This window comes from Terrimonas pollutisoli, assembly GCF_029360765.1.
GTDB lineage: Bacteria > Bacteroidota > Bacteroidia > Chitinophagales > Chitinophagaceae > Terrimonas_B > Terrimonas_B pollutisoli.
Map to the genome: position 1 here is coordinate 1 of NZ_JARKNA010000032.1, position 20,480 is coordinate 20,480.

At 42.2% G+C, this 20,480-nt stretch carries 18 protein-coding genes; 9 read left to right on the plus strand and 9 right to left on the minus strand.

Annotated elements, in window-relative coordinates; genetic code table 11:
- Positions 1-412: 412 nt before the first annotated feature.
- Both P2W73_RS25565 and P2W73_RS25570 read right to left on the minus strand, forming a co-directional pair.
- Positions 413-2,044 (minus strand): peptide MFS transporter, encoded by a 1,632-nt coding sequence (locus P2W73_RS25565; RefSeq protein WP_276504947.1) that lies wholly within the window; start codon positions 2,042-2,044, stop codon positions 413-415.
- Between the two features lie 90 nt (positions 2,045-2,134).
- A complete protein-coding gene (locus P2W73_RS25570; RefSeq protein ID WP_276504948.1) occupies positions 2,135-3,691 on the minus strand; it encodes a peptide MFS transporter in 1,557 nt (518 codons plus the stop codon).
- A 225-nt stretch (positions 3,692-3,916) separates the two neighbouring features.
- On the opposite strand from P2W73_RS25570, the gene purD reads away from it, so the two are divergent.
- Together purD and P2W73_RS25580 are read left to right on the plus strand one after the other, a co-directional pair.
- A complete protein-coding gene (gene purD / locus P2W73_RS25575) occupies positions 3,917-5,221 on the plus strand; it encodes a phosphoribosylamine--glycine ligase (protein ID WP_276504949.1) in 1,305 nt (434 codons plus the stop codon).
- A 40-nt stretch (positions 5,222-5,261) separates the two neighbouring features.
- Positions 5,262-6,326, plus strand: a complete 1,065-nt coding sequence (locus P2W73_RS25580) for a tryptophan 2,3-dioxygenase (protein WP_276504950.1) — start codon at positions 5,262-5,264, stop codon at positions 6,324-6,326.
- A gap of 84 nt (positions 6,327-6,410) precedes the next feature.
- Here the strand turns inward: P2W73_RS25580 and P2W73_RS25585 are convergent, their stop codons facing one another.
- Positions 6,411-6,905 carry a hypothetical protein gene (locus P2W73_RS25585; protein WP_276504951.1) on the minus strand — a complete coding sequence of 165 codons (495 nt, stop codon included), beginning with the start codon at positions 6,903-6,905 and terminating at the stop codon, positions 6,411-6,413.
- 339 nt (positions 6,906-7,244) lie between these two features.
- On the opposite strand from P2W73_RS25585, the gene P2W73_RS25590 reads away from it, so the two are divergent.
- The 6 genes from P2W73_RS25590 (at position 7,245) to P2W73_RS25615 (ending at position 14,301) form a co-directional block, all read left to right on the plus strand.
- Positions 7,245-8,270 (plus strand): rod shape-determining protein, encoded by a 1,026-nt coding sequence (locus tag P2W73_RS25590; protein ID WP_276504952.1) that lies wholly within the window; start codon positions 7,245-7,247, stop codon positions 8,268-8,270.
- A 118-nt stretch (positions 8,271-8,388) separates the two neighbouring features.
- On the plus strand, positions 8,389-9,267 hold the full coding sequence (mreC, locus tag P2W73_RS25595; RefSeq protein ID WP_276504953.1) for a rod shape-determining protein MreC: 879 nt from the start codon (positions 8,389-8,391) through the stop codon (positions 9,265-9,267).
- Positions 9,264-9,797, plus strand: a complete 534-nt coding sequence (locus P2W73_RS25600) for a rod shape-determining protein MreD (RefSeq protein WP_276504954.1) — start codon at positions 9,264-9,266, stop codon at positions 9,795-9,797. The genes mreC and P2W73_RS25600 overlap by 4 nt, the downstream gene beginning before the upstream one ends.
- A gap of 253 nt (positions 9,798-10,050) precedes the next feature.
- On the plus strand, positions 10,051-12,153 hold the full coding sequence (gene mrdA, locus P2W73_RS25605) for a penicillin-binding protein 2 (protein ID WP_276504955.1): 2,103 nt from the start codon (positions 10,051-10,053) through the stop codon (positions 12,151-12,153).
- Positions 12,150-13,484, plus strand: a complete 1,335-nt coding sequence (gene rodA, locus P2W73_RS25610) for a rod shape-determining protein RodA (protein WP_276504956.1) — start codon at positions 12,150-12,152, stop codon at positions 13,482-13,484. The genes mrdA and rodA overlap by 4 nt, the downstream gene beginning before the upstream one ends.
- Before the next feature lie 79 nt (positions 13,485-13,563).
- Positions 13,564-14,301, plus strand: a complete 738-nt coding sequence (locus tag P2W73_RS25615) for an MBL fold metallo-hydrolase (RefSeq protein WP_276504957.1) — start codon at positions 13,564-13,566, stop codon at positions 14,299-14,301.
- Between the two features lie 79 nt (positions 14,302-14,380).
- Here P2W73_RS25615 and P2W73_RS25620 read toward each other — a convergent pair whose 3' ends face one another.
- From P2W73_RS25620 to P2W73_RS25635, 4 genes are all read right to left on the minus strand, one after another.
- Positions 14,381-14,782: a hypothetical protein gene (locus P2W73_RS25620; RefSeq protein ID WP_276504958.1), complete on the minus strand. Its 402-nt coding sequence runs from the start codon at positions 14,780-14,782 to the stop codon at positions 14,381-14,383.
- A 1-nt stretch (position 14,783) separates the two neighbouring features.
- Positions 14,784-15,548, minus strand: a complete 765-nt coding sequence (locus tag P2W73_RS25625; RefSeq protein WP_276504959.1) for a hypothetical protein — start codon at positions 15,546-15,548, stop codon at positions 14,784-14,786.
- A gap of 36 nt (positions 15,549-15,584) precedes the next feature.
- Complete coding sequence (locus P2W73_RS25630; RefSeq protein WP_276504960.1) at positions 15,585-16,136, minus strand: RNA polymerase sigma factor; 552 nt, start codon at positions 16,134-16,136, stop codon at positions 15,585-15,587.
- Positions 16,137-16,261: 125 nt separating this feature from the next.
- Positions 16,262-17,224, minus strand: coding sequence for a transketolase family protein (locus tag P2W73_RS25635; protein WP_276504961.1), 963 nt, complete (start codon positions 17,222-17,224; stop codon positions 16,262-16,264).
- Positions 17,225-17,583: 359 nt separating this feature from the next.
- On the opposite strand from P2W73_RS25635, the gene P2W73_RS25640 reads away from it, so the two are divergent.
- Positions 17,584-18,048: a glycine zipper domain-containing protein gene (locus tag P2W73_RS25640; protein WP_276504962.1), complete on the plus strand. Its 465-nt coding sequence runs from the start codon at positions 17,584-17,586 to the stop codon at positions 18,046-18,048.
- Between the two features lie 51 nt (positions 18,049-18,099).
- On the opposite strand, the gene galE is transcribed toward P2W73_RS25640, so the two are convergent.
- A complete protein-coding gene (gene galE, locus P2W73_RS25645; protein ID WP_276504963.1) occupies positions 18,100-19,155 on the minus strand; it encodes a UDP-glucose 4-epimerase GalE in 1,056 nt (351 codons plus the stop codon).
- 79 nt (positions 19,156-19,234) lie between these two features.
- A complete protein-coding gene (locus P2W73_RS25650) occupies positions 19,235-20,431 on the minus strand; it encodes an inorganic phosphate transporter (RefSeq protein WP_276504964.1) in 1,197 nt (398 codons plus the stop codon).
- Positions 20,432-20,480 lie beyond the last annotated feature (49 nt).

The following is a 20,480-nucleotide window of genomic DNA, read 5'->3' on the forward strand; positions in this document are numbered from 1 at the left end:
TTGGCTTCTTCCGTACAAACATCCTCTAAAATACAGCAGGGACACCCATCGCAAAAATCAAAATCCAGTGTTTTCAATGGTTTCAGCCAATTTTTAAGGACCATTTCTGGAGAATGACGAAGACAGGCGGGGCGTTCCGATTGAGGAGCACCCCGCTTTTAATTTTTTTTAAAAAAAATTGCGGGTTTGTGCAGCAGAACAAAACCTTCCCTTGTCTTTTTAGCGTAGTACCCTGATTATTTTAATTTCACGTTGACTGCTTTTAACTGATGTCTTAATTAGTTGGTTTTGTATCCGCCACACTAACTGCTTAGCGGAGAAGGGTCCCGATCATCGGGACTCTTTTGTTTTCGTTCCTTATCAACTATTTTCAGAATTGATATTCTAACAAGTTCGCAGCTGGTTACCCGTTCTAGCCCACCCCTTTTTCCTTCATTATCCTGTTTAGCCAGCGAAGCATCAGGAAACAGGCGACAGCCGCAGCCAGTAGCAGCAGGAAGTTCAGCAGGAAATAACTGCTTTTATGATCATAGTTATCCCACATCGTTGCCAGCACACCTGAGAGTTTATTACCGATTGAAGTAGATACAAACCAACCACCCATCATCAATGAGCTGATCCTTAAAGGGCTTAATTTGGAAACGATGGAAAGGCCCATTGGACTTAATAACAACTCCCCGATAGTAATGACTCCATAGCTGATGATCAGCCATAATACACTGGCTTTAGTTTCCCCATTGGAGCTGGCATACACGGCCCCGACCATCACCAATGCCGATAGCGCCGAGATCAATAGGCCAAAAGCAATTTTGGTAGCAGTAGATGGTTCTTTTCCCTTTCTCCGCAGCCAGGCAAAAAAGGCAATTATCAGGGGTGTCAGTAAAATAACCCAGCCGGGGTTGATGGACTGACTGAGATTAGTTGCCCAAAGACTTACTTTTTCTCCTTCGCGGGGAAGCTGTTCTTTCGGTATGTTTTTGAAGTAAGCCGGGTAGTTGACTTCTTTTATCACTTTGCCTTCCACTTTTTGCAACCTGAATTGTTCATCATAAACCGGTACTGAATCTTTGTGATAAGAAACAGATTGTGCCAATATGAGGTTATCAAAAACTTTTTGTGCAGTACCAGTTACTTCCCGATTGGTATAGCGGTCGGCCCAGGTATTAAGCGCAGAGCCATTTTGTTTGAACACGGCCCAGAACATAATCACCACCGCAAAGATGGCCAGCAATGCAGCGATCGGTCTTTTTTCATCTTTATCTGCTTTTAGGTAAATAGAGGTATAAAAGTAAACAACGGGAATGCAGGCGAAAATGAAGGCATCTGTTGAATCAGAGCCAAAAAGCGAACCCGGAATCAGCCAGCCAATCACGCCGGCAAGAATAGACGGAACTAATATGAGTAACACTATGCGGCCAAAGGGCATATCGCCTTCCCGCATCCCTTTTTTTACATCATAAATTCGGTAATGTTTTAAGCCGGCGATATAGACACCGACGCCTATAAACATACCAACACCTGCCGCCAGGAAAGCAGAACCCCATCCATATTTGATATACAACACGGCGCTGATGAAATTGCAGATAAAGGCGCCAGTGTTGATGCCCATGTAAAAAATATTATAACCTTCATCTTTCTGAGCCTTGTGAGTTGGAGTGGAATAAACATTGCCCAACAGCGTAGATATATTAGGCTTAAAAAATCCGTTGCCTACGATCACCAGCGTCATGGAAATATAGAGGATGACAAGATTGTGTATGGACATGAGGCAATAACCCAATCCCATCATTAGTCCGCCCATGATAATCGACTTGCTGTAACCCAGGTAACGATCAGCCAGCAACCCACCCAGGAAAGGAGTTAAAAACACAAGGGCGATAAAAGTTCCATACAAGTCAGCTGATTCGGCTTCTGTCATACCATAACCGGCTTTTACATCTTTCAGGTAAAGCGTAAATATGCCGATCATCAGGTAATAACCGAAACGTTCCCACATTTCAGAAAAGAAAAGAAAGGGCAGAGCTTTGGGATGTTTCTTCCACATGTGCAAAATGTTTTTAACGGGGATAAACCAGGAACTATAAATAGTAAAAGGCTGATATTTTATTTATTTCAGTTTTCAGAGATAAATGGTTTATGTTATTCCATGCATCATTTTTTGAAGCTTTTTTGACAGCAGGAACAGAACAATAGCGGCAAAGCCAGACATAAAAACAAAAAGCATAAAGAAATCGTAAAGATTATCCATTTTGTAACCCAGGAATGCGGTGGTCTTTCCCCCCTCAGGATATAAAGCACTCATTACCCCTGCAAGTTTATTGCCTGCGGCAGTAGCCAGAAACCAGACAGCCATTAATAGCGAAGCGAATTTCAATGGCGAAAGTTTGTTTACCAATGACAGTCCGATCGGTGAGAGGCAAAGTTCTCCCAACGTATGTAATGCATACATACCCGTTAGCCAGATCATGCTTACTTTTTCTGAGGGATCAACATTCTGTACTCCCCTGGCAATCCACCAATAGCCCAATGCGAGACCTGCAAGTCCCATGGCCATTTTGGTAGGCGTGGAAGGTTGTTTCCTGCCCATTTTTACCCATATCCAGGCCAATGGAAGTGCGAATAAAATAATGAATATGGAATTGAAGGATTGAAAATAAGAAGCAGGCATGGTATAGGAGCCGATCGTCAAATCTGTCTGCCGGTCTGCAAAAAAAACCAGGGATGCACCCGTTTGCTCATAAGCTGCCCAGAAAAAGATAACAAAGAAACAAACGATAAATATGACCCAGATCCGTTGCTTATCATCTTTGGTTAGGGTCTTATCAGAAAGAATAAAGATTGCAATGAATAAGGATGCACCTGCAAGCAGGTAAGAAAGATAGCTATAATATGCATCCAGGTACATTGCGCTGATCATGATACCGGAGAAAATGAGTAAACCAATGATCATATAAACCGGATCAAGCCATTTTCGTGATGGGGCTTTGCCGCTTTGAACAGAACTTTTTCCTGAAACCTCATCGATTCCATACAAGGGTGTTTGGCCCAGGATCTTTCCCTCAGGATCATGAACGTATTTATCATGATATAATTTTTGAACCAACAAGCTCAGCAGCATGGCACCCGCTCCCACCAGGAAGGCCCATTTGAAATCGGCGGGGTTTCCTGTGTCGCCAACAAGCCCGCAGGCCAGTGGCCCCAAAGCTCCACCCACATTGATGCCCATATAGAATATGGTATAGGCCGCATCTTTGCGTGTATCGCCGGCAGGATATAATTGACCAACCAGCGAAGATATATTCGGTTTGAAAAAACCATTACCTGCTATCATTAATCCCAATCCGCCAAAGAACAGGAAAGTCGATAAAGAAGAATTTGAATTATAAAATGTGCCACAGGAGAAAAGAAATAGTTCCCCGATCATCATGATGATACCCCCCGCAAAGATGGATCGCTTGTTTCCCCAATAACGATCGGCTACATAACCACCGATCAGGGGAGTCAGATAGATCAATCCAATATAGCTGCCATAAAGGTTAGAGGCGAATACGTCATTAAAGAGAAGGGCCTTTGTCATAAACAATACCAGGATGGCCCGCATTCCATAAAAATTAAATCGCTCCCACATTTCGGTCGCAAAAAGAACATAGAGACCTCTGGGGTGTTTACCCGTTTGTACAGGTTGACTCATAGAATGGCTTTTTTGTTATATAAGCAGAAAACTTAACCTAATAGCGGCCAAAATACAGAAAAATGATCACCCGCAAATTTTTGAGGGTATCTTTATCAAAGTCACGATATTCGCAAATCCAAATAAGTTCATTCGTTCAGAAGTTTACAAGTTCAATAAATGAACAAGCGCTGCTTATAGAACTCGTGAACTGTAAACTTGTAAACTGGAAAACCATTCTTTTGTATGCGTATCTTATTACTAGGCTCCGGGGGTAGGGAAAATGCTCTGGCCTGGAAATTGAGCCAAAGTGTCTGGACCAATCCTCTTTTTATAGCACCGGGTAATCCCGGCACGGCCAAGTTTGGCGTGAACGTTGATCTTGATCTTAACGATTTTGATACTATCGCCAAATTCTGCCTGGACGAAAAAATCGAGATCATAATAGTAGGCCCCGAAGAGCCGTTGGTCAATGGATTGTATGATTATTTCAAATCAAATGAAGAGTTGAAGGACATTCATTTCATTGGCCCTTCAAAAAAGGGTGCACAGCTGGAAGGAAGTAAAGCATTTGCAAAAGCCTTTATGCAGCGACATAATATTCCTACCGCCGCTTACAAAGAGTTTACGCTGGATAATTATGAAGAGGGAATAAAATACCTGGAGCAACACCCAATGCCGGTTGTACTCAAGGCCGATGGGTTAGCTGCCGGTAAAGGTGTTGTTATTTGTCAAACTCATATCGAAGCTGTAGCTGAGTTTGAGTTGATGATACAGCGTTCCAAATTTGGAGAAGCGAGTAAGAAAGTGGTGGTCGAAGAATTTTTGACAGGTATTGAACTCAGTGTTTTTGTTTTGACCGATGGTAAGAACTATTTGATCTTACCCGAGGCAAAGGACTATAAGCGTATTGGAGAAGGAGACAAGGGTTTAATGACGGGTGGCATGGGCGCAGTAAGCCCGGTGCCATTTGCTACCCCCGGCTTTATGCATAAAGTGGAGGAGAAGATCATTAAACCTACGGTGAATGGATTGAACCAGGAAAGTATCGAATACACTGGTTTTATCTTTTTCGGTTTGATCAATGTTAATGGCGAACCTTATGTAATAGAGTATAATTGCCGGATGGGTGATCCGGAAACGGAAGTGGTAATGCCAAGACTGGAAAATGATCTGGTGGGGCTTTGCGTGGCAGCATCGAATAAAGAGTTACACCTCGTCAATATCCAGGCTGACAAACGGGCCGCGGCAACTGTGATGGCAGTAAGCAAAGGTTATCCCGGTCCTTTTGAAAAAGGGTTTGAAATAACAGGGCTCGGTGACAACTATGGGAAACAATCCATGATTTTTCATGCGGGGACCAAAGAACAGGATGGAAAAATCTTAAGTAATGGCGGAAGGGTTTTTTGTGTTACTTCCTACGGATCGTCTATTGAAGAAGCTGTCAATACTTCGCTGGACATGATGGAATATATAAAGTTTGAAGGTCAATATTATCGCAGTGATATCGGGTATGAATTTATTCCGCCTGCGAATAAAGAGGAAGAATAAAGCAAGCCAGCTTTGAAATTTCTTACATTAAAACCGTGCTATGCCATCTGAGGTTCATTACCACGATTATTTACAGCTGGACAAAATTTTGAATGCGCAGTTTTTTGAAAGCGACAAACAACAGCTGCATGCGCATGATGAAATGTTGTTTATCGTTATCCACCAGGCCTATGAACTTTGGTTTAAACAACTGCACCACGAGGTAGATTCCATTGTGGCAATTTTTTCAAAGCCCTCGCTGAATGACAATTCACCGGAACTGCAAACTATTGTGCATCGCCTCAATCGATGCGTTACCATTTTACGGGTATTGGTTCACCAGATTGATATCATGGAAACCATGACACCGATGGATTTTCTTGATTTTCGGGATATGCTCAGACCGGCCTCGGGTTTTCAAAGCTGGCAATTCAAAGAACTGGAGGCAAAGCTGGGACTTAAGTTTGAACACCGTCACGGCAAAGAATACTATACAGCCCAGTTGAGGCCCGAGCATGTGCAATTAATTAAAAAAGCAGAAGCTGACGTATCGCTTCTACAGTTGTTAAATGGCTGGCTGGAGCGAATGCCTTTTTTTAATGAAAAAGAAAACTGGAGTAATTTTTTGGTAGATGAAAATGCGGCGACAGAAAATGTTCATCCTTTTTGGGCGCAATACAGGCGTCAATATCAAAATAGCCTGGCAGAAGTAGAGAAAAATAATCTCCAATATTTTGATGAAATTTTTCTTTCGGGCAAAGATCAGCAAGTCAAACCAGGCAGTGAACGGTCCCTTTCGACAGAGGCGAGTCGGGCTGCACTTTTTATTATGCTGTATCGGGGTTATCCCATGCTTCAACTGCCTTTTCAATTGCTCAATAGTTTACTGGAGATAGATGAACAACTCAGCTCCTGGCGTTATCGCCATATGAATATGGTACACCGGATGATTGGTACACGTATTGGTACTGGTGGCAGCACCGGTAAAGATTATTTAAAGGCGGCGGCTGATAAGCATTATATATATCGTGAAATAGCCCAGCTCAATAGTTTTTTGATTGAAAGAAGGAAATTGCCCGCATTGCCTCCCGCCGTCGAAAAGAGATTAGGATTTGTAGCTGTGTAATTTTTTCAACACATTATTAAACAAAAAAAGGCGATTGCCGGAGCTCTCCGCCTTTTCTTGTTGCTGATAAATTGACGATATATATTAGAAAGTGTAGCGGATTCCTAAGCCTCCCCAACTACCATTGAAGCCATGGCCATCGGCAAATTCAAATGATGGCTGCCAGTCTAATGAAATATTGATTGGTGCCCGGTTGAACTTGTAATCAAGACCCAATACACCGTCAATACCCACACTGGCGTGTCCGTCATGCCAGTGATCGTCATGATGATGCCAATGATGGTCACTGTACGCCCCTACGTGTAAGCCTGGTCCGATATACCACTTTAATCCTGGTGCCCCCGAAATAGGACCATGAATTTCATATAAACCCGTCAGGCGGAAACCGTGACGCCAGAAATAACCAATCAACTCACCTGCATTTTGTGAATTAAAAAAATGTTTTAAAGAGATACCGCCACCGTCCCACACTTTCACACCCAACGCCGTTTTATAAGAAGTACTGTTTGCGCTGCGACTTTGTGCCTGGACTGCTACTGTAAAAAATACTGCGAATAATAAGAACCCGATTTTTCTCATACATTGATTTTAGTGGAAGAAATTAAAAATGATGCCTCAAAAAGGGAGATGCGATTTTTATGCCAAAATTGAAGAAATCAGGTGGTTAGCGTAAGTATACCTGCAATGCCGGCGTAAAATTGATGCAATAAAAAGTAAAGCCCGCTATAATAGAATCGGATAAAACCCGTTAATTATCAGTAAGAATTTTTGAAAAGCCACTGCCGACAGATTATACTGTGCAAATGAATACCGTCACTTAATTTTGTGTTCGCCGGGGAAATCGTGCCTGTAAAGGCTTCGCTTTGATAATTCGAATTATTCCTACAACTTTGCACACATTTAATCCAATAATATAGAATGGGACTTTTCAACTGGTTTACACAAGAAATAGCAATGGACCTGGGTACTGCTAATACCCTTATTATACATAATGATGAAGTGGTAGTGAATGAGCCGAGCATTGTAGCCTTAAACAGAAATAATCCCAAGGATGTATTGGCGGTAGGCAAAAGGGCCTTGATGATGCATGAAAAAACCCATGAAAGCATCCGAACGGTACGTCCATTGAAGGATGGTGTAATTGCTGATTTTAATGCAGCAGAGTTGATGATCAGGGAACTGATAAAACTCGTTTATCCCAAAAAGCCATTATTTCCCCCCAGTTGGAGAATGATGATATGTATTCCCTCTTCCATCACTGAAGTTGAAAAACGTGCGGTAAGAGATAGTGCTGAGCAAGCCGGAGCCAAAGAGGTTTATCTCTTACACGAACCGATGGCTGCGGCCCTTGGTATTGGCATCGATGTAGAAGAGCCGGTGGGTAACATGATCATTGACATCGGAGGTGGTACTACCGGTATTACCGTTATTGCTTTGGCCGGTATCGTTTGTGATCAGTCAATCCGCATTGCCGGTGATGAATTTACTGCAGATATTATGGAGGCTCTTCGCCGTTATCATAGCTTGTTAATTGGTGAACGTACAGCAGAGCAGATCAAAATACAGGTAGGCTCGGCGATGAAAGACCTCGATAATCCGCCGGATGATATTCCTGTAAATGGACGTGACCTGGTTACAGGTATTCCCAAGCAAATTATGGTTAGCTACCAGGAAATAGCCGAAGCTTTGGATAAAAGTATCTTTAAAATAGAAGAAGCAATCTTAAAAGCATTGGAACAAACACCTCCCGAATTGGCCGGCGATATCTACCGCCGCGGCCTGTATCTGACAGGTGGAGGTGCTTTGTTAAGAGGTCTTGACAAAAGATTAAGCCAAAAAATAAAACTTCCGGTGCATGTAGCCGACGATCCGCTGAAAAGTGTGGTTCGTGGTACGGGTATTGCTTTAAAGCACTACGACAGGTATCCATTTGTAATGAGATAAAGCCCCATCCAAACCTTCTCCAAAGGGGAAGGCTTAACATCATTCAGTAAAAATGACTTTTTATTTTATAAACGACCTTCAAAAGTCCTTCCCTTCGGGAAGGATTTAGGATGGGCTTATGCGTAATATATTTCTTTTCATTCGACGCTTTTTTACCTTGTTCGTCTTCCTTGTTCTGCAGGGAATAGCCTTATGGTTTTTGTTTACTTATAACCGCTTTCACAAGGCTAAAGGTTTAGGTGTCGCCAATGAAGCCACCGGCTGGTTCAATTCCCGTTACAATACGCTGGAAGATTTTTTTAAAATGAAAGAAGAGAACAGGCGATTGTTAAAAATGAACGACTCGCTGATGAATCTCCTGCCCGGTAATTTCAGTAAGCTCGATACTTCTGCTACTATAACAAAGGATACTATTCCTTATGATACACTGGGCAACTTTCGTCATTATGCATGGAGGGACGCACAGGTAATGTACAATACAGTAAATGGTGAAAAAAACTACTTACAGATCAATCGTGGTTATAATCAGGGTATCAGGGATAATATGGGTGTATTTAGTTCGGATGGTGGCCTGGTAGGACAGGTAGTAAACGTTAGCCCAAACTTTAGCCAGGTGATGAGTTTGCTGCATGTACAGAATAAGGTGAATGTGCTGGTAAAAAAAACCAACAGTTCGGGCACATTATCCTGGGATGGAAAAGATCCCCGTTACCTGACTTTAAGTAGTATTCCCAAAAGTGATTCATTGGTAAAAGGTGACACGATCCTGACTGGTAATTATTCCCTGAGCTTTCCTCCGGGTCATATGGTAGGAACAGTCGCGGAAATCATTCCTGATCCTTCTACCAATTTTTATGTATTAAAGATAAAAACCGCCGCTAATTTTCAAAACCTGCAACAGGTAATGGTGGTAGAAAATATCCAGGAGGCAGAACAAACACAGTTGAATGCTGAAACAAAGAAAAAAATTGAAGACCCTAAACGAACAAACCGGTGAGTGATCTTTTGCGCAATATCATCCGCTTTGCCATCTTTATATTGGTACAGGTGTATGTGCTGAATAAAGTTCCGCATCTTCACCAGTTTATTGTGCCCTACATCTATTTTCTCTTCCTGTTATGGTTGCCGTTTAGCATTTCAAGAATTGGACTGCTGGCTGTCGGCTTTATGACTGGTATGGCACTGGACTTTTTCACTATGACGCCGGGTCTTCATGCCGCCGCTTGTGTTTTAGTAGCTTATTGCCGTCCCTTTGTCATCAATATTCTTACGCCAAAAGACCCAACTGAGTTTAATTATCGTGAGCCCTCACCAAGAGCTATGGGTTGGACACCTTACCTCGTGTATGCTTTGGTATTAACCATATTTCATCATGGATACCTGACCTTATTAGAGTGGTTATCTTTTGGATCTTTTTTGCATTTCCTGATCAAAGTAGTTGCTACTACCGCGATCAGCATGTTGCTCATCCTTACAACAGAATTGCTTTTCCCAAGAAGAATGAAGTTCCGTACCAATACGGCATAGTTTAAATTTTGTGAGCGTTGTCGACTTTGAAGTGGTCAAAATTTCCCGGAAAATTTTCCCGGATATTTGCATTTAAGCTCCGATAAAAACATTGTGGTGAAAGCAAATTTCCTTCACAATGTTAAAAAAGTGAAAATTTACCCGCCAGCTTTTCTTAAAAGAAAATATTATACTGCAAACATTTGGAAACAGGCGTTTGTAGTTCGTACTTTGTACTGTATTTTTCTCTCCCGTTTATATTTGTACGTACACCATGTCTGTGTTTAACCAATCAAGAAGCCGTATCATTCGCTTAATATTCCTGCTGGCTTTTCTCATCATAATAGCGCAATTATTCAATCTCCAGGTAATGTCCGGTAAGTACAGCAAGCTGGCGATGGATAATGCTGTTTTTCCAAAAATCGTTTATCCCGAACGGGGGATCATTTATGACAGGAAAGGAAAAGCTATTCTGAATAACGCTATCATGTTTGACCTGATGGTTACACCGGCTGAGGTAAAGAATTTTGACACTACTTCTTTTTGCCGCCTGATGGCGATCGATACAGCGGAATTTAACCGTAGAATACGGGATGCTGTTTTTAAAAATAAAGCCGTTCGCCCTTCCGTGTTCCAGGCTTTGCTTACACCGCAAATGCAGGCAAGATTTGAAGAAAACAGTTGGCGCTTTCCGGGTTTTGCATTGGTAGAGCGACCGATACGGGTATATCCTTATAATGTCGCCGCGCAAATGCTGGGTTATATTAACGAAGTTTCAGCTAATGATATCGAACGGTCCGGTGATTTTTATCGAATGGGTGATTACATGGGTAAAAATGGATTGGAAGCCACTTATGAAAAAGTATTGATGGGTCAGCGGGGTGTTCAGCATTTGATAAAAGACAATCACAACCGCCTGGTGGGAAGTTATGAAAATGGCATTTTTGATACAGCTGCTATTGCCGGCCGGGGATTACGAACCTACCTCGATATTGAACTGCAGGAAATAGCGGAAAGAATGATGACAGATAAAGTAGGCGCAGTAGTGGCCATCGAGCCTAAGACAGGCGGCATATTAGCGATGGCTTCTGGTCCCATTTTCAATCCAAACGATTTAACAGGTCCCGATAAAAACAAAAATTACTCCCGCCTGGTGTTGGATGTAGCAGGCCCCTTATTGAACAGGGCCATACAGGGTCGTTACGAGCCCGGTTCTACCTTTAAACCGCTTGGCGCATTGGTGGCTTTGGATGAGGGTTTAATAACACCATCCTTTGGTTATCCTTGTTTTGGCAGATATACTGCCTGTGGTAGTGGTAAGCCTGCTTGCCTGCACTCTGGCGGTGGCCATTCTGCCAATTTGCGTTCAGCGATCGCTTATTCCTGCAACTCATATTTCACCCATTTATACAGGATGGCAGCGGATAATCCTAAGTATGGCAATGTAAGAGATGGCTATATGAAATGGAAAGACTACATGAATGCGTTTGGACTGGGCACAAAATTAGGCGTTGACCTTCCCAGCGAGGATAGGGGTTTTATACCGGATACCTCAGTTTATAATAAAGAGTATAGGGGAAGCTGGAGTTCATGTACCAATCTTACGTTAGGCATTGGTCAGGATAAAATGGGAGTTACTCCGCTACAGTTAGCAAACGCCATGTGCATCATTGCAAACAGGGGATATTATTATACGCCGCATTTTGTAAGAAAAATAGATGGCGAAACAGAAGCAGACACGGCATTGATGAACAAGTACAGGGTCAAACATGAAGTGTTGACCCATATCTCTGATGACGCTTTTAATGCAGTGATGGATGGAATGGAAGCGGTGGTCACCCAGGGTACAGCCAGGAGTGTGAGGATACCCGGTATAAATATTTGTGCCAAAACAGGCACAGCTGAAAAATATGCTATACTCGATGGCCAGCGGATAAAATTGGAAGACAACGCCATGTTTGTGGCCTTTGCCCCCAAGGAAGATCCAAAAATTGCTATAGCAGTCGTAGTTGAAAATGCAGGGTATGGTGGTACCTGGGGCGGACCTATTGCAAGGGTCATGATCGAGAAATATTTAAATGATACACTAACCAAAGAGAGCAAAGCAGATTATGAACGGGTGTCTGCTACGAACAAAATGCCGAAGCATTTAAAACGCCTGCAATACAAAGAAGACTCTATCCGTGCCCGCAAATGGTTCCAGATGACAAAAGACAGTTCCTATATCAAAAAATATGTAAAGCTCAATTTGAATAAGCGGCCCGCCCAAAATAAGGAAGTACCCTCGAAAGAGACCGGTGCTGATCCGGTTGTTGCTATCTTGCCCAATGAAAAATTATTGTATAAACCAAGATCCTATTTCTTCATCACTTCATGAGGCAGAATAATCCCGCTATATCAAAAGGAATCGATTGGAGTATTGTCTGGATATACCTGTTGCTGGTGAGTATTGGCATCATGGCGATATTCGGCGCCACCTACAAGGAAGGCGATCCCATATTTCAAAGTTTTATTGGCTATAAAACTGACTACAGTAAGCAACTGTATTTTTTTGGTGTTGCAATGGTCCTTGGTCTTTTTATTTTGCTTACCGACAGTAAATTCTTTCCTGCTACAGCTAACCTGTGGTACGCGGCAGGTATATTGTTATTGCTATTGGTATTTCCATTTCACTCGAAAGTGAAGGGAACGGAATCGATCATTCGCTTTGGCGGCTTTCAGTTTCAGCCCGCGGAATTTTGTAAGATTTGTGTAGCCCTGGCGTTGGCCAAATATTTATCAAGGCCCGAAACAGATTTCAGCAAGACAAGATCACAATTAATTGCTGCGGCTATTGCGCTTGTGCCGGCTTTATTGACGATCATGCAAAAAGAAACGGGTCTTGCCCTTGTGTTTTTTGCGTTTTTTTTGGTTATGTATCGTGAAGGTCTTCCTTCTGCGGTTCTTGTCATTGGATTTGCAGTAGCTGCTTTGGTAGTTGCTACCCTGTTGCTGGAAAAAAATACGCTGGCTCTTATTCTCACCGGTATTGCCTTATTAATGGTTTACCTGATGCGCAGGCAGGTGAAAAAAGATAAATCTGTGCTGATCAAAATCGTAGTGCTTTGGGTGATATGTGTGGGCATACAACGGTTTGGTGTCCCCTTCATTTTTAAAAATGTTTTGGCCAAACACCAGGTCGAAAGAATCTATAGTACGATTGGTCGCGACGTACCGGAAGAGTATATGAAGGGCGAAACAGTTGCTCCCGGCAAAAAGGCAGTCAATACAGCTGATTATAATGTAAAGCAATCGAAAATAGCTATTGGTAGTGGCGGCCTCGCGGGAAAAGGACTATTAAAAGGAACACAAACCCGCTATGGATTTGTGCCGGAACAACGTACTGATTTTATTTTTGATACCATTGGTGAGGGTTTTGGTTTTATCGGCAGTTTCGTTTTACTCGGTATTTATCTTTTTTTATTATTCCGGATGATTACTATCGCCGAAAGGCAGCGCAGCGTTTTCAGTCGCTGCTATGCATACGGAGTGGCTGCTGTTTTCTTTTTTCATATCGGTATCAATGTTGCCATGACGATTGGCCTGGCTCCGGTAATCGGTATTCCGCTTCCTTTTATCAGTTACGGAGGTACATCTTTATTAACCTTTACCATACTGCTTTTTATTTTAATCAGGCTGGATGCTGACAGGCAGATGGTATTGCGATAATACCCCATCCCCTCAAAGGGTGTTAAAGCCCTACATTTGCAAATCGTTTAATTAAAATTCCACATTAGAGATTAGGGGTATGAAGATTATTCCACTTTCAGAAGGTACATTCACTATTGATAAAACAAAACTGTTTGTTCCTTTCGATAAACAAACAGAAGATTTGCAGGGACGGCCAATCGGTAGTCTGTTGGTAGAAGTACAACCATTTGTCGTTATTACAGGGAAAGACATTTTACTGCTCGATACTGGCCTTGGTTTTTCCAATGCTGATGGTCAAATGCAAATACATAAAAATTTGGCCAATGTTGGTATTAACCCTTCTGATATCACTAAGGTTTTGATGAGTCATTTACATAAGGATCATGCGGGCGGTATAGCAGAGGACAGGGACCGGAGTATCACTTGTTTTCCAAATGCTACGTATTATGTACAAAAAAGGGAGTTGGACTTTGCAATGGAAAAAGGATTACCATCATTTATTCCGGATGAACTGAAAGTGTTGCAAACCTGCCGCCAGGTTGAGTGGCTGCACGACGATGAAGGAAAAATAGATGACTATATTGAGTACAGAATCACGGGAGCACATTCCCCTTTTCACCAGGTGTTTTGGATAAAAGAAAATGATGATCTTATTTTCTTTGGCGCCGACGATGCGCCACAGTTACAACAAATGAAGCATCGCTATGCGGCAAAGTATGATTTTGACGGGAAAAAAGCGATGGAGCTGCGGAGACAGTGGTGGGAACAGGGAGCTGCAGAAAAATGGACTTTTCTTTTTTATCATGATGTGAAACATCCCACACATAAATTCTAATAAAATGGCCGATCCTAAAAAGAACCGGCCTTGCTAACCTATTAAAAACACCAAAGTCGAAAAACTTCGCTATATAAGTTTATAATCCACGCTTTAACGGCTTGTCGCCAAGCCTATCCCGCCGGAGATCCCGCAATTCCTGTATAAATTTTTCCTGGTGACCAAATACCTGATTACCTCTTTGTTCTCCCAATATCTCACGAAATTGGGTGCGATACCGCAATCGCAGGTCTACGATCTTTTGTTGCAATATCAACCTGTCTCCTTTGTTCTCCCGCAGCGTTTGACGCCATTCTTTGAAATACTGTAAAAAGATCGGCGTGAATTTTTTTGCTTCATCATTGGAAAGATTCAGCCGTTTTTGAATGTATTCGTTCATCCGGTCACGAATCTTTTCATTTCCATCATTGTCATCGTCCTGCGCAAAAAGGCCGGTACCAGTAACAAAGAATAAACTTACTATGAGTAAAAACCTTTTCATCTTAATTCAATATTAGATCATCATCACCATTATCTGGCTCAGCTGATTGGGTATCGGTTAAAAAATCCTGTATCTCTTTGTCGGAAACATCTTTCATCAAACTCTTTACTTCATTGGTAGTGGGTACCTGTGCCACCGCCGGCGTTTCTATACTGGATTCGATAAAACTATTGATTTCATCCGTGCTAACCTTTTTCATCATCTTTTTTACCAGTTCATGCGATGTAGGACTGGAACTTCCCGGTCTGTTGAAAAATAAAAGTCCTGTGGTTGCTATAAAGCCAATCATTACGGCTGCTGCTGCATACCGAAACCACTTCCGTCCACCCATACCGACAACCTTGGTTTCCCTGCCGGTTACCTTTTTAACCATTGTTTCGGGAAAACTTTCAAAATATCCTTGCGGTACCGTATAGCTTGATTTATATTTTAGTTCGCTTAGCAATGGAGAAATAGTTTCTAACTCCAGTGCTGCATTTTCTGTTGTTTCAATATTTTGTTCCAATGATTTACTCAACGATTCAAAATACCCCGCCGGAACAGTATGGGGCATTTTTTTAGAAAGCCCGCTCAATAAAGGAGATAAGGCTGCCAACTCTTCTGTAGGATCGTCAGCTGCATCAAGAGCTTTTATTCTCCTCATTACTTCATCGGGAAAAGCTTCAAAGTATCCGGCCGGAACGCTATAAGCCGGCAGCAAGCCAGCGTCAGCCAGGCTACTGTTCAGCTCTTTTAACTCATTTAATATGGTAGCTTTTTGTGCCATTGCGATAGTATTGAGACACTATTTGAGCAATTAGGTTTAATGATTTTTAATATATTCTTCAATTTTTTTGACCGCATGGTGATAACTGGCTTTTAAGGCTCCCTCACTGGTTTCCAAAACCTTACTCATTTCTTCATACGGCATTTCATCGTAATAACGTAACTGGAATACAATTCTTTGTTTTTCAGGTAACTGCTGCATGCCCAACTGCAGTTTCCATTCCAGTTTATTGGCATCGAAATGCTGGTCGGCCTTTATTTTTTCACTTAGTCCATTCTCCACATCGCTAAGACTTACAGCTGCTCGCCTTTTTTTCTGCTCCAAAAAGGTGAGGCATTCATTGGTAGCGATTCGATATAGCCAGGTGTACAACTGGCTGTCTTCCCTGAAATTCTCCAATCCCTTCCACACACGTATAAACACATTCTGCAATACATCGTTGGCGTCGTCATGGTCTACTACCATCCGGCGAATATGCCAGTATAATTTTTCCTGGTACTTCTTTATAATGGAGGTAAAAGCTCTTTCTTTCGTAACAGGGTCACGAAACTGAATTAATAACTCAGTGTCTGGTGCGGTTAGCGACATGTTATTGACTTTGGTGTTGGTTTGACGGATATCTGGTTAAAATGTTTAAACGAATATACTTTTAAAATAATAAAAGCAGGTTCACGTTGGAAATGAACCTGCTTACGCAATTTTAAATGTCTGTATTAATTTTTTTTCCTGGCTATTGCTTTTTCCGCTGCCGCTACAATGTCCGGTACGTCAAGTCCATACTTCTTTAACAGGTCAGTGGGTTTTCCGCTTTCACCAAATGTATCTTTTGTACCTACAAATTCAATAGGTATAGGAAGATTTTTTGCCGCACATTGTGCAATAGCATCTCCTAAGCCTCCAATAATATTATGCTCTTCAGCGGTAACGGCACATTTTGTTTTGCTGATCGATTTGATCACAGCTTCTTCATCCAGTGGTTTGATGGTGTGAATATTGATCACTTCAACGCTGATACCTTTTTCCTGTAAAATAGCTCCGGCTTGTATAGCCAGCCAAACCAGATGCCCGCAGGCAAAAATGCTTACATCCGTTCCTTCCGAAAAATATTGCGCTTTACCAATTTTAAAATCTTCTTCTTTAGTAAAAATGGGCCATACCGGGCGGCCAAAACGAAGATAAACGGGACCTTCGTATTCGGCTATCGCTTGTGTAGCTGCTTTTGTTTGTGCATAATCGCAGGGAACTATCACCGTCATACCAGGCAACATTTTCATCAGTCCAATATCTTCCAGTATCTGGTGTGTAGCGCCGTCTTCACCTAGTGTAAGACCGGCATGAGAAGCACAAATTTTTACATTCTTTCCGCTATACGCTACCGACTGGCGTATTTGATCATACACACGGCCTGTAGAAAAATTGGCAAAGGTGGTAGTAAAGGGAATCTTACCGCCAATAGTTAAACCCGCTCCAATGCCAATCATATTCGCCTCGGCAATACCAACCTGTATAAAACGTTCCGGAAATTCTTTAATGAATTGATTCAATTTTAATGAACCGGCAAGATCGGCTGTAAGTGCTACGACGTTTGAATTTTTTCGGCCGGCTTCTACAATGCCATCTCCAAAACCACTACGTGTATCCTTATTGCCGGTCGACTGAATATCTTTTAAAAGCATAATGTTTTTTTAGCTTGGCAAATGTAAGGCAAAGCCGGTTTAAACCGTTATTGCAAAAAGCGACTTCACATATATTTTCTATTTACTTTTTTTCGTGGCTGAAGTATAATTTCCACATTTTAACGAACGTTTTCTCGTAATAACCAGTTAAAGACTTCTGAACATCTACGATTTTAACGGATGAATTTAATTTTGGCCCTTTTCTTGAATACCTGCCCCTATAAAAGTTCCGATTTGGCTTATTGTAAGTTTAAAAAGTTTCTGATGAAATGAGCCATAAAATTTTCGAGGTATATTACCAACCACCGATGAATCCCGACTTGTCGGGACTATGCGGCAAAAACCATAAAAATTAACACATGAAAAAATTAATTTATTCTCTAGCCTTTGTTGGGATAATTGCTTCCTGTAAAAGTAGAACGGAAGCAGCAGCAGAAGTGGCCCTGCAGGATAGCCTTCGCAGAGTAGCGATCGCTGACAGTATTGCAAAGGTTGAAACGGAGAAAAAACAAGCTGCAGAAAGAGCTGCTACTGCACAGGCAGCCCAGTCTGGAAGTTATAGTTCCGCAGGATCTAATTCAGCTAAGGCCCCCGAAAAACCACAGGGATTGAGCAAAGCTGCTAAGGGTGCCATTATTGGTGGAGTGGCTGGGGCCGCTACCGGGGCTATCATTAACAAAAAGAACCGGGCGGCTGGAGCGGTAGTTGGTGGAGCTGCGGGTGCAGGGGTAGGTTACACGATCGGACGGGCCGGCGACCGCAAATCAGGTCGGGTAGAACAGGGGCGTACCTACCGGCAGTATAAAAGAGAAACAAGTCAGTAACTCTTCTAAAATGTTTAAAGAAAAAGCAGCTTTAACCGGCTGCTTTTTAGTTTAATTCAACTCGTTTTGTTGACTGCCAAAAATAGTCGCATCCGCTTTCAGGCGTTGCTCCCATTTCCACGCAGTTGCCATCATTTCATCCAAAGAGAATTTAGGATCCCACTTCAGTTTCGTTTTGGCGAGGTCATTATTGGCGTAGATAGCAATCACATCACCCGGACGGCGTGGTCCTATTTCGTAATTTAATTTTACACCACTTACTTTTTCAAATGACTGAATGGCTTCCAACACAGTAACGCCATTCCCTGTTCCAAGATTAAATACTTCACAAGCCTTTTCATTCTTTCTTTCTTGCAAGTATTCAATGGATAGGGTGTGGGCATGAGCAATATCGCTTACGTGGATAAAATCACGGATGCAGGATCCGTCACGGGTATCATAATCATTGCCATACACCGTCATCCTGGGCAATTTGCCAATCGCTGTTTGCGTGATGGCGGGCACCAGGTTTTGTGGCCGGCCGATAGGCATTTCACCGATAAAATTGGAAAGATGTGCGCCAACGGGATTGAAATAGCGAAGCAGGATACATTGCACGTCCACGCTTTTTGCAAACTCGCTGATGATCTGCTCACCCATTTGCTTGGTATAGCCGTAGGGTGATTCGGCTGGCTTGGGTTGTGTTTCTTCGGTGACAGGTATATGATCAGGATTGCCGTACACCGTGCAGGAAGAAGAAAAAACGAAATAGGGTATTTTAAATTCCTGTACACATTTCAATAAATTGATCAGCGAGGTCAGGTTATTTTCAAAATACATCAATGGCTTTTCCACAGATTCGCCTACAGCTTTGTAAGCAGCAAAATGAATGATGCCTTCAATGTCAATATTTTCCTGGAAGATGGCAAAAGTGTCGTCAAAATTGCAGAGATCAACTTTGTAATTTTTTACCTTTTTACCGGTGATCTTTTCTACACCTTCAAACATGGCCGGGTTTGACCGGCTGTTGTTATCTACGGAGATTACATCAAATCCATTTTCAATAAGGTCAACGATGGTATGTGAGCCAATATATCCACAACCGCCTGTTACAAGTATGGTAGCCATATTTTTGAGTGTCTTTTTTTCTGCACGCAAAAATGGTGAATATGAATCAATTCAGAAAGAGAAAAAAAGAACAATCGGTTTAAATAAACAGGTGAACGAGAAAATATACCAGTGCAGCCAGGGCGCCGCTTACCGGAATGGTCAATATCCAGGCCCAAAGCAGATTTACTGTTACACCCCATCTTACTGCCGATAATCGCTTGGTGGCGCCCACACCCATGATGGAGCCGGTAATCGTGTGTGTGGTGCTGACGGGAATTTTTAAAGCCTCAGTTACAAACAGCGTAATAGCTCCGGCTGTTTCCGCCGCAACACCTTCAAAAGGAGTTACCTTGGTGATGCGGGTTCCCATTGTTTTCACGATTCGCCATCCTCCGGTCAAAGTACCTACTCCAATCGCAAAATGGCAGGCAAAAGGCACCCAATAAGGCATTTGTTCAACCGAAGGAATATATCCCGCAGCGATCATTGCAGCAGCAATTATACCCATTGCTTTTTGCGCATCATTGCCTCCATGACCTATGCTAAATGCGGCCGATGAAACTAACTGCAATCTTTTGAACCATTGGTTGGATCTGACAACATTCAGGGTATTTAAATAAAAGGTAAAAAAGGCCATCACTACAATAACAAATGCGAGCAGAATCCATTTAAAATTTTTGGAATAAAAAATTACCTGCCAGATATAAGCTTCGTATTTCGATTTTAATACTGCTGGATCCAGTTCAAGATTTTTGTAAAGAAAAAGAGCTACAAGGCTTAATACCAATAGCGATATTAGTTTGGGTGCATGTCCCTTTCTAAAAGAATTTAAAAACCATATAGACATAACAAATGCCATTACCATTCCTATCAGGGGAGCCAGGAATATAAAGCTGGCAGTTTTGATCACTACGTCAGAACTGACTGAGCCAAAACCGGCATGTGCAATAGCAGCACCCGCAAACCCCCCTATTAATGTATGCGAAGAAGAGGAAGGAATACCAAACCACCATGTAAGCAGATTCCAAAATATAGCAGCAACGATACCTGAAAAAATTACCGGCAAGGTGATGAATTCCTTGTGTACGGTTTTGGAGATGGTAGTAGCAACGTTAAAGTCTGTAAATATATATAGTGCTACAAAATTAAAAAAGGCTGCCCAAATCACAGCCTGAAAGGGTGTTAGTACTTTGGTAGAAACGATGGTCGCAATCGAATTGGCCGCATCATGAAAACCATTTATATAATCAAATACCAGCGTAAGTGCAATGATGATAATGAGGAATGTGGTCATAAGAATAATTTGCAGATTTACTGATGTGCAAATTTGCGGATAGACCTAC